At 68.6% G+C, this 14,412-nt stretch carries 9 protein-coding genes and 1 pseudogene; 8 read left to right on the top strand and 2 right to left on the bottom strand.

What is annotated here, in order from left to right:
- Positions 1-6 precede the first annotated feature (6 nt).
- The 6 genes from ABZ880_RS38465 (at position 7) to ABZ880_RS38440 (ending at position 10,966) form a co-directional block, all read left to right on the top strand.
- Entirely contained in the window at positions 7-840 is an 834-nt protein-coding gene (locus ABZ880_RS38465) for a carbohydrate ABC transporter permease (protein WP_361273150.1), read from the top strand.
- Between the two features lie 115 nt (positions 841-955).
- A complete protein-coding gene (locus ABZ880_RS38460) occupies positions 956-2,302 on the top strand; it encodes a sugar ABC transporter substrate-binding protein (protein WP_361273147.1) in 1,347 nt (448 codons plus the stop codon).
- Between the two features lie 53 nt (positions 2,303-2,355).
- Positions 2,356-3,435, top strand: coding sequence for a LacI family DNA-binding transcriptional regulator (locus ABZ880_RS38455; RefSeq protein WP_361273144.1), 1,080 nt, complete (start codon positions 2,356-2,358; stop codon positions 3,433-3,435).
- Positions 3,436-3,674: 239 nt separating this feature from the next.
- Entirely contained in the window at positions 3,675-6,293 is a 2,619-nt protein-coding gene (locus ABZ880_RS38450; RefSeq protein WP_361273141.1) for a CBM35 domain-containing protein, read from the top strand.
- A 73-nt stretch (positions 6,294-6,366) separates the two neighbouring features.
- The gene (locus tag ABZ880_RS38445; RefSeq protein ID WP_361273138.1) at positions 6,367-8,487 is read left to right on the top strand and encodes an alpha-galactosidase; all 2,121 of its coding nucleotides are present in this window, start codon (positions 6,367-6,369) and stop codon (positions 8,485-8,487) included.
- 154 nt (positions 8,488-8,641) lie between these two features.
- Complete coding sequence (locus ABZ880_RS38440; RefSeq protein ID WP_361273526.1) at positions 8,642-10,966, top strand: SpoIIE family protein phosphatase; 2,325 nt, start codon at positions 8,642-8,644, stop codon at positions 10,964-10,966.
- A 147-nt stretch (positions 10,967-11,113) separates the two neighbouring features.
- Here ABZ880_RS38440 and ABZ880_RS38435 read toward each other — a convergent pair whose 3' ends face one another.
- The gene (locus ABZ880_RS38435) at positions 11,114-11,896 is read right to left on the bottom strand and encodes an IclR family transcriptional regulator (protein ID WP_361273136.1); all 783 of its coding nucleotides are present in this window, start codon (positions 11,894-11,896) and stop codon (positions 11,114-11,116) included.
- 159 nt (positions 11,897-12,055) lie between these two features.
- Here ABZ880_RS38435 and ABZ880_RS38430 point away from each other — a divergent pair, with 159 nt between their 5' ends.
- Both ABZ880_RS38430 and ABZ880_RS38425 read left to right on the top strand, forming a co-directional pair.
- Complete coding sequence (locus ABZ880_RS38430) at positions 12,056-12,766, top strand: CoA transferase subunit A (RefSeq protein WP_361273133.1); 711 nt, start codon at positions 12,056-12,058, stop codon at positions 12,764-12,766.
- Positions 12,767-12,777: 11 nt separating this feature from the next.
- Complete coding sequence (locus tag ABZ880_RS38425) at positions 12,778-13,452, top strand: 3-oxoacid CoA-transferase subunit B (protein WP_361273131.1); 675 nt, start codon at positions 12,778-12,780, stop codon at positions 13,450-13,452.
- A 239-nt stretch (positions 13,453-13,691) separates the two neighbouring features.
- On the opposite strand, the pseudogene ABZ880_RS38420 reads toward ABZ880_RS38425, so the two are convergent.
- Positions 13,692-13,865: pseudogene (locus ABZ880_RS38420) on the bottom strand (transposase); the annotation flags it as partial.
- Positions 13,866-14,412: the final 547 nt, after the last annotated feature.

Genomic DNA, 14,412 nt, shown 5'->3' with positions numbered 1-14,412 from the left:
ATCACCATGTCTTCGATCCCCACCGCCGTCCGCCGGACGGGTCTGTACGCCGTCCTCGCCGTGGGAGCGCTGCTGTCCATCGGCCCCTACCTGCTGACCCTCAACGCCGCCTTCAAGAGCCCGAAGGACCTGCTGACCACCGACGCCTGGACGCCCGCGCATCCCGCGACGTTCGCCAACTTCGCGGACGTGTGGAGCGACTACGGGATGTCGTCCTTCCTGCTGCACACGCTGCTTGTGGCGGTGGTCGTCACGGCCGGTCAGGTCGTGTTCAGCGCGATGGCGGCGTACGCGCTGGCCCGGCTGGACTTCCCGGGGCGGGAGTGGCTGTTCAGGGCCTACATCGCCACCATGATGGTCCCGCAGATGATCACCCTGGTCCCGCTCTTCCTGATGATGCGCGACCTGGGCATGGTGGACACCTTCGCCGGCCTGATCCTGCCCACCGTCTTCGGCACCCCGTACGGCGTGTTCCTGGTCCGCCAGTTCTTCCTCACCATTCCGAAGGACCTGGAGGCCGCCGCCCGTATCGACGGGGCGGGCACCTGGACCATCCTCGTACGGATCATGCTGCCGCTCAGCCGCCCCATCCTGGCCACGCTCGCCACCATCACGTTCATCAACACCTGGAACAACCTGATCTGGCCGCTGATCATCACCAACAGCGACCGCACCCGGGTGATCACCGTGGGCATCTCCGCCCTCCAGGGCCAGCACGTCTCCGACCTGCCGCACATCGTGCTGGCCGGCGCCGCACTCGCTCTGCTGCCGCTGATCGCCGTGTTCCTGCTGTTCCAACGGCACATCGTCCGCTCCATCGCCCTCACCGGCCTGAAGTGACCCACCCCGGGTCGCCCCGGACTTCGTACGCCCAAAAAGTGTGAGCGCTAACGCATCACGCGCAGCCCCGGTTCTTCACCCGCCTTGCATCACCCGCACGAAAGGATCCCCAACCATGTCCGCAGCCACCAGAAGAGCCCTGACCGCGGCCGCCACCGGCGCCCTCCTGCTCGGTCTCACCACCGCCTGTGGTTCGTCCGACTCCGGCACCTCCTCCGACGGCACCGTCACCCTCAGGTACGCCATGTGGGACGCGGTCCAGAAGCCCGCGCTGCAGAAGTCGATCGACGCCTTCGAGAAGCAGCACCCGAAGATCAAGGTCAAGATCGAGCTGAACGCGTGGGCGCAGTACTGGAGCAAGCTGCAGACCCAGATGGCCGGCCGCACCGCGCCGGACGTGTTCTGGGACCACGTGGCGTACTTCCCGCAGTTCGCCCAGCAGGGCGTGCTCACCGACCTGACGCCGTACATCAAGGCCGACAAGCTGAACACGTCGATCTACGACACCAAGCTGCTGGCGGGCTGGCAGCAGAACGGCAAGCAGTACGGCCTGCCCAAGGACTGGGACACCATCGCCCAGATCTACAACAAGTCCATGCTGAAGACGGCCGGGCTGACCCAGGACCAGCTGAGCAACCTGTCCTGGAACACCACCGACGGCGGCACCTTCGTCAAGGCCCTGCAGAAGCTCACGATCGACGCAGGCGGCAAGCACCCCAACCAGGCGGGCTTCGACGCGAAGCACGTCAAGCAGTACGGCCTCGCCCTCTCTTCGGCCAACGGCCAGACCGACTGGTGGGACGCCGCCACGCAGAACGGCTGCAAGCTCCAGGACAAGCAGTGGGGCAAGTGGACCATCAACCAGCCGTCCTGCGTGCAGGCCGTCCAGTTCATTCAGGACCTGCGGCTGAAGTACCACGTCGCGGTTCCCGCCTCCGTCACCAACACCCCCAACGGGGCCGCGCTGCCGCAGGTCATGGCCCGCAAGCAGGCCGCCGTCGTCTGGGACGGCAGCTGGGACCTCAACGCCTACCAGTCCTCGATGAAGGGCAACTTCGGCGTCGCCGAGCTGCCCAGTGGTCCGGTCGGGAAGGGAACGGTGTACAACGGGCTCAGCAACGCCCTGTATGCCGGCAGCAAGCACCCGAAGGAGGCGTGGGAACTCGTGAAGTGGCTGGCATCCGAGGAGTCGCAGAAGATCATCGTCTCGGCGGGGTCGGTGTGGCCCGGCATCCCCACGCTCAACCAGGAATTCGTGGACGTGTGGCAGAAGCAGGGCGTGGACGTCAGCGCCTTCTCGAAGGAGGCCGCGGGCACCACGATGGGCTACCCGCTGACCACGTCATCGGCCACCTATAACGTCAAGGTGCAGGACGCCTTCAACCAGGTGTGGCTCGGGCAGCAGTCGCCCCAGAAGGCGGCCGACTCCGTGAACGAGGAGTCCAACGCGGCGATCAAGTAGCCCGCGACCTCACCGCCGCCCGCACCCCCTCCGTCCGCCAGGAGTCCATCACCATGCAGAAGCCGGCCCCGGACCATTCCGACGAGGAGCCCTCCGAGCAGGGTGCCGACCGGCAGCGTTCGGTCAGCATCTTCGACGTGGCCAAGGCGGCTGGGGTCTCCCACCAGACCGTCTCCCGCGTGATCAACGCTCGCCCGAGGGTGAGCAAGGCCACCCGGGAGAGGGTGCTGGAGGTCATCGACGAGCTGGGCTACAAGCCCAACCGGCTCGCCCGGGCGCTGGCGGGGGGAGTGGTGCGCTCGGTGACCGTGCTCACCGCGGACACCACGCTGTACGGGGCGTCCCTGGCCCTGCGGGGCATCGAGGAGGCGGCGCGGGCGGCCGACTTCGCGGTGGCGATCAGCGTCCTGGACGAGCATGCGCCGCTGACGGCTGAGGATGTGGCGGGCAGGCTCGCCAGACCGGGTGAGCCGGTGCTGGTCATCGCCTTCAATGCGCCCGGTGAGCGCGCCTGGCGCGCTCTGCCGACCGATTTCCCGGCGGCCGCGGTGGTGGAGCGGCCGCAGGAGCCTCGGACCGGTAGCCGGCCCGAGGCGTGGTTGGACGACCGGGTGGCGGCGGCGCAGGCCACGCGGTACCTGCTCAGCCTGGGCCATCGCACCGTCCACCACCTGGCGATCCCGTCCTCCACCGCCAGGGTCGGCCAGCGTGCCGAGGGCTGGCGGGACGCCCTGGTGGCCGCCGGACGGCCCGTCCCCGAACCGCTCGAAGGCGGCTGGAGCCCGCGATCCGGGTACGTGGCCGCCCGAGCCCTGGTCGCCGACCCGCAGGTCACCGCAGTGCTCTGCGGCAACGACGAACTGGCGCTGGGTGTGCTGCGCGCGGCCCGGGAAGCCGGCCGGGACGTACCGCGTGACCTGAGCGTCGTCGGCTTCGACGACGCGCTCTACGCGGGCTACACCCACCCCGCCCTGACCACCGTACGACTGGACTTCGAAGGGCTCGGGCGAGGCGCGTTCGGCATGCTGCACCGGCTGCTCGACCCGGAGAACGCTCCCGCGCCGCCGCTGTGGGCGGAGCCCGAGCTGATCGTCCGGGAGAGCACGGGAGTGGCACCCCACCGCTCCCACTGAGACCCATCCGGCGGGGTCATTCCCGCCGGACCCCACCGACCCCCTCCGAGGTACTTCCCACCCCCTTCCGACCCGTCTTGCAGGGCCTTCTCCCCGACGGCGCCCCAAAACCGTCGTCGGCGACGCGTACGAGCGAGCCGCACCGCTCCTTCCGCGGGGGATGTGAGCGGTAACACATCGCGTCCCGGCCCTACCATCCGACCTCCCGCAGCGTGGCGGGAGGGGAAAGCCAGGTCTTCATGCCATTCCACACCCCCGAGGCGGCGCTGCCGCCCGGCCGCCGTACGAGAACGTCGCTGACCGGCGCGCTGCTGGCCGCCGCACTCGTCGGCACGGTTCTCGCCCTGCCGCAGTCCGCCGCAGCGGCCACCCAGAACTTCGCCGTGGACCTCGGCAACACCACGGGTGCCGTCTTGCACGGTTCGAACGGCGCGCTCTACGGGCAGAGCGACGACGGCGTACCGGGTGACAACCTGCTCGCGCCGCTGAAGCTGACCACCGGTTCCCAGAAGCCCCCGAACGGGGCCCAGCACCCCAACGGCGACATCCTCCAGGTCGCGCCGTCGTTCTTCCGCAACGGCGGCGGCACGATGTACACCAACATCCAGGACGAGTACTCGGACTGGCCGTACCAGAACCTGGGCATGAGCGACTACCTCACCAAGGTCGACACCGCTGTCAACGCGGTCAAGGCGACCTCGTACGCGGACAAGGTGGTCTTCGTCCCGTTCAACGAGCCGGACGGCAACTGGTACACCGGGCTGGGCAGTTCGAATTCCAGCACCTACGCCTCGGCGCTGAGCAGCTTCGAGTCCGACTGGAGCACCGTCTACCAGCGCATCAAGGCCGACTACCCGAGCGCGAAGATAGGCGGGCCCAACACCGCCAACTGGAACAGCAAGTTCTTCGGCGACTTCCTCACCTACGCCAAGGCCAACAACCAGCTGCCGGACGTCTTCACCTGGCACGAGCTGGGCCCGTCCTCGCTGGCCAACTACCGCGGTCGCTACAGCACTTACCGCTCCCTGGAGAGCGCGCGCGGCATCAGCCCGATCACGGTCAACATCGACGAGTACGCCAACCGCCGCGATCTGTCGGTGCCCGGGCAGATGATCCAGTGGGCCTCGATGTTCGAGGACACCAAGGTCTACGCCCAGCAGCCGTACTGGGACATCGCCGGAAACATGGACGGCAACACCGTTCACACCAACATCCCCAACGGCTCCTGGTGGTTCTGGCACTGGTACGCCGGGATGACGGGGAAGACCGTCCAGACGACCCCGCCGCAGGCCAACGTGCAGGACACGCTGCAGGGCATCGCCTCCCTCGACACCGGCCGCAAGCAGGCCCAGGTGATCGTCGGCGGCTCCTCGACCGACACCAACGTGGTGATCAACAACATGCCCAGCGGCACCTTCGGCAGCAAGGTCGAGGTCACGGTCCAGGCCCTGGACTGGAGCGGCTACGAAGGCGTCTCCGCTCCGCCGCAGACCATCTCCCGCGCAGCCTTCACCCCCTCCGGCGGCTCCATTACCGTGCCGCTGACCGGCCTGAACTCCATGTCCGCCTACCGCATCACGGTCACCCCGAACGGCGGCGGCACCGCCGCCACGCCCAGCGTCCCGTCGTACTCCTCCTACGAGGCCGAGAACGCGGCCATCACCGACGGCACCGTAGTCCAGCAGGCCACCGGGGCCAGCTACTCCACCGCCCAGCTGTACGCCACCTCCGGCACGAAGGACGTCGGCTACCTCACCCAGAGCGACAGCAAGGTCGTCTTCACCGTCAACGCCCCGACCGCCGGCACCTACAACCTGCGCATCTTCTACGGCAACCAGAACGGCTCCCCGTCCCAGCAGGCCCTGCGCATCGACGGCGCCAACCCCCAGTTCGTCAACTACCCCTCCACACTGAACTGGCAGTACCGCTCCACCGTCACCGTCCCGGTCACCCTGAGCGCCGGCAGCCACACCGTCTCGCTCGCCGTGACCGACCCGACCCTGGGCACGTCCAAGGGGCAGGTCACCCTCGACAAGATCGACCTCACCGCCGTCCCCAGCACCCCCGAGACGGTGTACGAGGCGACGCTCGCCGACGTCAGCGGCAGCCCGTCGTACTCGTACAGCGATGTCGGTGAGACCGGCACCGGCCGTCTGGTGATGACCTCCGGTGACAAGGCCACGTTCGACGCCTACGCCCCGACCGACGGCTACTACAACGTCAAGACCGACTACGCCTCCGCCGGCGGCAGCACCGGCCTCGCCCTGAACGGCACCACGGTCGCCACCTACGGCTCCTCCGGCGGCTCGGCCACCACCTCCAGCGCCAAGCTGTACCTCACCGCCGGCATCAACCGGATCGCCGTCAGCCCGAACAGCGGCACCACGCTCACGCTGAGGGATCTGAAGGTGGCCGGCTCCGGCGACACCACCGGGGTCACCAAGTACGAGGCCGAGAGCGCGACTCTGGCCGGGCAGGCCAAGGCGCAGTCCGACAGCTGGGCCTCGGGCGGCAAGAACGTCGGCTATGTCGGCAACGGCAGCGCCAACACGCTCACCTTCGCCAACGTCAGCGCCACCGCGGCCGGCCCCTACACGGTCGTCATCCACTACGCCCACAACGACCGCTCCGGCTCCGGCAACTACAACACCAACGTCGAGTCCCGCACCGCCCAGCTGTCGGTCAACGGCGGCACCGCCACCACGCTGACCTTCCGCAACACCTACAGCTGGAACGACTACTGGACCCTGCCGACCACCGTCACCCTCAACTCCGGCACCAACTCCCTGAAGTTCTCCAACTCCTCCTCCTGGGCCCCCGACATCGACTACGTCGAAGTCGCCCCCGTGAACGGCTGACACAGCCGACGCGGCGGGGACGGCTCCCCCCGTCCCCGCCGCCCCCTTCCCCCCTGAGCACCGAAAGGCCGCCATGCCGAGCATCGCCCACGACCCCGAGCACCGCCTCTGGGTCCTGTCCGGACCCGGCTCCAGCTACGTCCTCCACTTCGACGACGACCATCGACTGCGCGGCCTGCACTGGGGCCCCCGCCTCACCCTCGAACAAGCCGTATCCCTGCTGAACTACCCGGCTCCCGGCCGCCGTTCCTTCGAGGACCCGGCGGACGGCACCCTCGACCTCGACCCGGCCGGCGCCATGCGCTACGCCCACGCGGGCGTCCAGGTCCGCTTCCCGGACGGCGTGCGCGACCTTGAACTCCGCCTCGCCGACTTTGCCGACGACGGCGGGGAACTGGTCCTTCGGTTCGCCGACCGGCACTACCCGCTCACCGTCGAGACGCACTACCGGCTGCGCGCCGGCACGGACGTGCTCGAACGCCACCTCGTCCTGCGCCACACCGGCGACGCGACCGACGGACCCATCACCGTCGTCCGCGGCGACTCGGCCACCTGGGTCCTGCCCCTGCTTCGCGACTACCGGCTGAGCCAGGTGAGGGGCCAGTGGTCGGCCGAGACCCAACTGCACCGCACGCCCCTGCCGTACGGCGAGACGGTGCTGACCAGCCGTCGCGGCACCACCAGCCACCAGGCCAATCCGTGGGCGATGATCGACGACGGGAGCACGAGCGAGGACCATGGCCCGGTTTGGTCCTGCGCCCTTGCCTGGAGCGGGACTTGGCGGCTGACGGCACAACGACTGCCCACCGAGCGAGTCACCGTCTCGGCGGGCTTCGGGCACGACCCCGTCACGCAGGAGCTCGCGCCCGGCGCGGAACTGGTCACCCCGGTCTGCGCGGGCGCGTACACCGAAGGCGGGTTCGGGGCGGCGAGCCGCCTGTGGCACCGGTACGTCCGCGACCACGTCCTGCCGCACCCGAACGACGTGCGGCCCGTCCTGTACAACTCCTGGGAGGCCACCGAGTTCGACATCGACGTCACCGCGCAGATCGAGCTCGCGGAGAAGGCGGCGGCGCTCGGCGTGGAGCTGTTCGTCATGGACGACGGCTGGTTCGGCGCCCGCACCCACGACGCCGCCGGCCTCGGCGACTGGACCCCCAACCCCAACCGCTTCCCCGACGGCCTCACCCCGCTCATCGAACGGGTCCACGACCTCGGCATGCAGTTCGGCCTGTGGGTCGAACCCGAGATGGTCAACCCCGACAGCGACCTCTACCGCGCCCACCCCGACTGGGTCCTCCACCACCCCCACCGCCGCCGCACCGAGCAGCGCAACCAGTTGGTCCTCAATCTCGCCCGCCCCGACGTCGCCGCCTGGCTGCACGGCACCCTCGACGACCTGCTGTCGAAGAACGCCATCGACTTCCTCAAGTGGGACATGAACCGCCCCTTCTCGGAGGCGGGCTGGCCGGACGCCAAGGGCGACCCCGACCGGCTGTGGACCGACCACGTCCACGCCCTGTACGCCCTGCTCGACCGGCTGCGCGCCGACCATGCGCACCTGCGCATCGAGTCCTGCAGCAGTGGCGGCGGCCGCCTCGACCTGGGCATACTCGCCCGCACGGACCAGGTGTGGACGTCGGACAACACTGACGCCGTGGACCGGGTCGAGATCCAGCACGGCTTCTCCCAGTTGTACCCGGCGCGCGTCATGGGCGCCTGGGTGACCGATAGTCCCAATCCGTACACCGGCCGCAGCGTGCCGCTGGACTTCCGCTTCCACGCCGCCATGACCGGCGTCCTGGGCATCGGCGGCGACCTGAACCGGTGGCGGAGCGAGGAACTGGCCCGGGCCACCGAACTCGTCGCGGCCTACAAGGCCGTACGGCACCTGGTGCAGCTGGGCGAGCAGTACCGTCTGCGGCCGTTCGGGGACGGCGACTTGAGTGCCGTGCAGTACCTGGCGGCCGACGGCGCCGAGACCGCGGTCGTCGCACTGCGGCGCGCACGGCGCTTCGGCCACGAGGACCCGGCCCTGCCGCTGCGGGCCCTCGACCCCTCGGCCCGCTACCGCGACACCACCACCGGAGCCGTCCACCACGGCGCCGTGCTCCTCACCCACGGGCTGCCGCTGGACCTGTCCGCCGACGACAACGCCGCCAGGCTGGTCCACCTAGTGCGAGAACCAGCCTGAGCGACCCCCGGCCCGCGAGCCAAGCTCGTTCGTCTTGCATGTGACCGACGGATGGGATCATCGTAAGGAGGGCGGATTGTCCGTCGAGGCCAGGTGAGGCGCTATGAGCGACCCCCTAGTGCCGCCCGGCAGAACCCTGGCGGCCGTGAACACGATGATCGATACGGCCACTCCTGTGGTCGTGGCTGACTCCGGCGGGACCGTGACCTGCTGGAGTCGTGGCGCCCAGTCGCTCCTGGGCTTCGCCACCGACGAGGTCGTCGGAAGGCCTCTGAATGCACTGCTCGCGGCAGACGGCATGGCCTTCCGGCACCGTGACGGCAATCCGGTCGATGTCGCGCCATTGGTGTCCCCCCTCGTCTTGCAAGGGGTGCATGCGGGTTACCTACTGACTGCCGCCGATGTGGCGGGCACGGACCGCCGCGATCGAGATCAGCTTCTGACGTGGGCGTTCTACCGGAATCCGATCCCCACCGGGATCACAGACCCGGAAGGCCGCCTCCTGCGTGTCAACCCGGCCATGGCTCGTGCGGCCGGCGCGTCCGAAGCAGAGCTCAGCGGACGCCATCTAACGGAGTTCCTCACCGGACCGGGCTTCTCCGCGGTCACACAGCAGATACTGCGGGTCGCGGAGACCGGAGTCCCGGAATCGAGGGAGGCCTATGTCCGAGCCCCCGGGGAACCTCGAGCCCACGCCTGGGCAGTCGATGCCTTTCCCCTCACTGACGCGGACGGCCGTACGCATGCGGTGGCGACCTGCATCTTCGACTACTCGGAGCTGCACGGCTCACGCAATCGAATGGCACTGATCAACGAGGCGCGTGATCACTTGGGGATGAGCCTGGACGTGGCGGGCACCGCCAGGGAACTCGCCGAGGTGATCGTTCCACGCTTCGCTGACGGCGCCGCGGTCTACCTGCTGGACCACGTTGTCGAAGGGGAGCTGCCGACATCGGCGCTGGTGGGTCCGGTCGCGCTGCGACGAGTGGTGTCTCTGCCGCACTCCGACAGCCTGTCCCGCCATCCTGTGTCCGATGAGCCGGTGGTGCACACCGCCTCCTCACTTGTGGCGGCATGCCTGCGAAGCGGAGAGCCGGAATTGCGCACCCTTGCGGACCCGGCGGTCAGACGCTGGTTCGAAGAAGATCCAGCGCAGACGGAACCCCTGCAACGGGGCGGTGTCCACTCGCTCATCGCGGTTCCCCTACAGGTGCGCGGCGTACCTCTGGGCGCGGTGCTGCTCGTCCGGAACGCCCATTCCTCCGAGCTTTTCGCGTCGGATGACCTTACGATCGCCGCTGAGCTGGCCGCACGCGCGGCCGTGTGCCTGGACAACGCGCGACGGTTCCGCCGCGAACGCGGCATCGCACTCGGTCTCCAGCGAACGCTTCTGCCTCATCTCCCCGGAACGCACCCGGCCGTCGAGACAGCCGCCCGCTACCTGCCCGCCAGCGGGGACGTGGAGACTGGCGGCGACTGGTTCGATGTGATCCCGCTGCCCGGCGCGCGGGTCGGCTTGGTGGTCGGTGACGTCGTCGGACATGGGATCGCCGCGGCCGCGACCATGGGGCGGCTCCGGACCGCAGTACGCACGCTCGCGGACATCGACCTGCCGCCGGATGAGCTCCTCACCCACCTCGACGACATCGTGAGCAACACTTCGGACACCGACGCGTCTCCCGTCCCCGGACTGGGCGAGATACCCGGCGACGTCGGCGCAACCTGCCTGTATGCCGTCTACGATCCGGTCGCCGGCACCTGCGTCCTGGCCGCCGCCGGGCATCTGCCACCCATCCTGGTCCCTCCGGAGGGAATGGCGCACCTCATCGATGTCCCGGTCGGTCCTCCCCTCGGCCTGAGCAGCCTGCCCTTCGAGTCCGCCGAGATCGCCGTACCTGAAGGGAGTGTGCTCGCCCTTTTCACGGACGGCCTCGTCGAGACCCGTGACCAGGACATGGACACACGGCTCGAGCAGTTGCGCGGCCTCCTGAGCAGGTCTGCCGCCTCGCTCGACGACCTGGGTGACGCGATCCTGGACGCCTTGCTGTCCACGGAACGGACCGACGACGTGGCGCTGCTCCTTGCCCGCACGCGCCTCCTCGACCGGACGCAGATAGGCAGGTGGGACATTCCGGCGGACCCCTCCGTCGTGGCCGACGTCCGCCGACGCGTCTGTGAGCGGCTGTCGGAATGGGGGCTGGAGGAGAGTGCCTTTAGCGCCGAGCTCATCGTGAGCGAGCTGGTCACCAATGCGATCCGGTACGGCGGCGGTGCGATCCGCCTGCAGCTCATCAAGGACGACACACTGATCTACGAAGTGTGGGACGGCAGCACGACCACCCCGCACCTGCGTCGGGCGCAGCCGAGCGACGAGGGGGGTCGGGGCCTGTTCCTCGTCGCCCAGCTCACTCAACGCTGGGGGACCCGCTACACCAGCCACGGAAAGGTGGTCTGGGCCGAACAGTCTCAATTCGCCTGATGGGCAGTGCCGTCCGGTGGGGTGAGGCGGATCAGCCCATAGGTACCGGTGACACAGAGACCGGGGAGCGGCCGTTCGGCGAGCGAGACCACAATCGCACGGCACAGGCGACCGACATCACCGCCCGCCGTCCGCTCCTAGCAGCGGTCAGCGCCGTGCGCTCCCGCTGGAGTTCAGCGTGCGACCGAGCGCGTGAGCCTCGCGCAGGAGGAGCGCGCCGAGTTCCGGTCTGCGCTCGGCGCGGAACCTGGTCTCCACCCCCGTCAGGGTCAGCGCCCACGCGGGCTGCCCGGAACGGTCGAACACGGCGGCCGCCATGCCCCAGCTGCCTTCCACGACGAGTCCGGGGTTGACGGCGTAGCCGTCGATCCGGGTCTGTGCGATCCGCTCGCGCACCGCCTCCGGCGCGTGCGCCGGACCCCACCGGTCGACCAGGTCCCTCTCGGCCAGATACGCGTCGATCTCGGTGTCATCGAGGAACGACAGGACCGCCAGGCCCGCCGACACGACCCCGAGCGGGAAGCGCGCGCCCTCGTACAGCACGAAGGAGCGGATCGGGAAATCCCCGTCCTCCCGCAGCAGACACACCGTCTCGTCACCTCGCCGGGCGGAGAAGAACGCGCTCTCTCCCGTCTTCGCCGCGAGCCGGTGCACGCTCTCGTGTGCCTGGCGGGTGATGTCGTAGCGAATGCCAGCCACCCCGCCGAGCAGGTACAGCTCGGGGCCGAGGAACCAGCGCCCACTGCGTCGATCGCGGTCGACGAAGCCTTCCTCCGCCAACGAGACGAGCAGCCGGTGCACGGATGGCCGAGGCAGGCTGGTCGACCTCGCCAGCTCGGCGGTGCCCGCACCGGCGTCGTTGACCGTCGACAGCGCGCGCAGCACCGCTCCCATCCTGCCGACTAGGTGAGCTGCCGGGGCTGTTTCCATGCCCTCATCGTACGTTCACTCAGTGGACGCCGTGCGGGATCACCGCTCGCCCGACAATCGGTTTTCCCCAACAAGGGGCCCATCTCTTGCGTGTCAAGGGCACACGAGGATTGACTCGGCCGCTCGGACAGCGAACGCATCGGATGGGAGGTGGACGAGTTGATCAAGCTGCGTGCGACCGCGGAAGAGGCTCTGGCCGGCGTGCTGACGGACGGGATGACGATCGCCGTCGGCGGGTTCGGTCTCTGTGGCGTTCCGTACGACCTCATCGAGGTCGTACGGAACAGCGGGGTCACCGGGCTGACTGTCGTGTCCAACAACATGGGGGTCGACGGCAAGGGCCTCGGCCTGCTGCTGGAGAACCGTCAGGTGGCCAAGGTGATCGCCTCCTACGTCGGCGAGAACAAGCTGTTCGCCCAGCAGTACCTGGACAAGGTCCTCGACGTGGAGTTCTCCCCGCAGGGCACACTCGCCGAGCGCATGAGGGCCGGCGGGGCCGGCATCCCGGCCTTCTACACGCGCACCGGCGTGGGCACGCCCGTCGCCGAGGGCAAGCCGCACGCCGAGTTCGACGGACACGTCCATGTCCAGGAGCGCGCGATCGTTGCCGACCTCGCACTCGTGCACGCCCACACCGCAGACCAGGCGGGCAACCTCACGTACCGGGCCGCCGCACGCAACTTCAACCCCCTCATAGCCACGTGCGGCCGGGTCACCGTCGCCGAGGCCGAGCACCTCGCCGAGGAGTACATCGACCCCGAACTGGTCACGACTCCCGGCGTCTACGTGAACCATCTGGTGGTCGCGCGTGAGCGGACCAAGGAAATCGAGCAGCGCACGGTCCGCCCCCGCGTGACCGTCGAGGCGTAGGAGCGACGACCGTGCCCCGGACACGCGATGAGATGGCCGCGATCGCGGCCGCCGAACTCAGCGACGGCAACTATGTGAATCTCGGCATTGGCATCCCGACCCTCGTGGCCAACCACATCCCCGACGGCGTCCGGGTGACCTTGCAGAGCGAGAACGGCATCCTCGGCCTCGGCCCGTTCCCCTGGGAGGGCGAGGAGGACGCCGACGTCATCAACGCGGGCAAGCAGACGGTCACCGTCATTCCCGGTGCGAGCTACTTCGACTCCGCGACGTCCTTCGGCATGATCCGCGGCGGCCACATCGACATCGCCATCCTGGGCGCCCTGCAGGTGAGCGCGAAGGGCGACCTCGCGAACTGGACCATTCCCGGCGCCCTGGTCAAGGGCATGGGCGGGGCCATGGACCTCGTGGTCGGCGCCCGCCGGATCGTGGTGCTCACCGACCACGTCGCCAAGGACGGAAGCCCCAAGATCGTCGAGGACTGCACGCTGCCGCTGACCGCCGCCGGCGTGGTCAACCGCATCATTACCGACCTCGCCACCATCGACGTGACCCGGGAAGGCCTGCACCTGACGGCACTCGCTCCAGGCGTCACCGAGGAGGAGGTTCAGGCGAGAACCGGCGCCCCATTGCAACTGCCCGCGGCGGCAGCCGGAGAAATCGGGAGCACCTCAAGAGTGGCGTGATCACGGATGGCGCTGTCGACGCAGGCAGATGCCGTGTTTTCGCAGGGCGACGCGGAGCGCCTGAGTCCGCCCGCGACTGGTTAAGAGGTCGTTTCTTCCTGCCGTTTCATCCCTGGATGGGGCTTTGATGTGTTGGTGTCAGGTCGCGCCAGGAGATGGTGTTCTCGCCGGTGAGGCGGCGGGCCATGAGGTCGGTCATGGCGAGATGAATCATGGCCTCGGCACGGGCTGGGAGGGTCTACCGACTGCCAGGGCGGAAAGTCGTGCGGGAGGTAGGCCCACTGGCAGCCGGTGCGGTCCACGTAGAGGATCGCATTCATGATCTCGCGGAGGTCGTGCCGGGGCGGGCGGCCGAAATCCAGGGCCCGACCGCGGCGCTCGAAGCGCCACGCGGCCAGTACCGGCTCGATCAACCCCTAGCGTGCATCGGACAGATCACTCGGATACGTACGACATTCCGTCATGACCTGGGCATACCGCGCGGCGGGGGCGTGCGCCCAGGCGCGTTCGCGGCCGAGCCGAAGCACGGAACAGAATGGGGTGACTTGGAATGAGACAGGCGCAAGACAACCCCCGCCACGGAGGTCACACCATCCGCCCCAGCAAACACAGCGGGCCAGGCCACCTCACTCACACCAGCCCGACACCAAGCACAAACCGCTACTTATCACCGCACCACAGAGGAAAATGACCTCTTAGTGGGCGTTCAGGTATGCCTCATGCCGGTATGCGAGTTCTGCCGCTGTGCCAGTTTGAGGCCTTTCAACAGATCAATACGCTTCATCACTTCCAGACTTCCAGACCTGCCCGCCCGTTTCGCTCAGCTTCGATACTCGAAGTACGTCTGACGTAGAGATGGCACGGGACCGCCCAATGATCAGCGGAACCTGATCTTCCGTCACACCCATGATCCCTCTGGGACGTGAGCCAGCGGAAGCCGTACCCCAGCGACCTTTCCGA

It is taken from the genome of Streptomyces sp. NPDC047043, from assembly GCF_040644055.1.
Lineage (GTDB): Bacteria > Actinomycetota > Actinomycetes > Streptomycetales > Streptomycetaceae > Streptomyces.
The sequence above is the reverse complement of the archived record's forward strand: the minus strand, read 5'-3'. Positions and strand labels throughout refer to the sequence as shown.